This window comes from Herbidospora sp. RD11066 (assembly GCF_054661255.1).
This window is the reverse complement of record NZ_BAAGDO010000435.1, coordinates 1-228: the sequence shown is the minus strand read 5'-3', so window position 1 is coordinate 228 and position 228 is coordinate 1. Positions and strand designations below refer to the sequence as shown.

Annotated in this window: 1 protein-coding gene; it reads right to left on the bottom strand. The window is 43.0% G+C overall.

Annotated features, from left to right (window positions below):
• The coding region (locus tag ACYQ78_RS40255) for a hypothetical protein (RefSeq protein ID WP_459806264.1) at nt 1–206 on the bottom strand (206 nt) is incomplete at its 3' end.
• Nucleotides 207–228: the final 22 nt, after the last annotated feature.

Genomic DNA, 228 nt, shown 5'->3' with positions numbered 1-228 from the left:
TCCCATCGCATACTTCCCCTAGCCTTTCCCTTGGCCCATTGTTTACCATTCTTGAGATTTACTGGAAAATCTCTTCGCGTTTCTAAAATGGTTCCCGTGGCTGGAACAGCACGGGCAAACAAGTCCTTGAAAAGGGTAAGAGAAGTATAAAAGTTATCAACATACAAATGATAACCTTGACCAAAAAGGGGGCGCATAAGTTTCATTACCACATCATAAGCAAGCCCA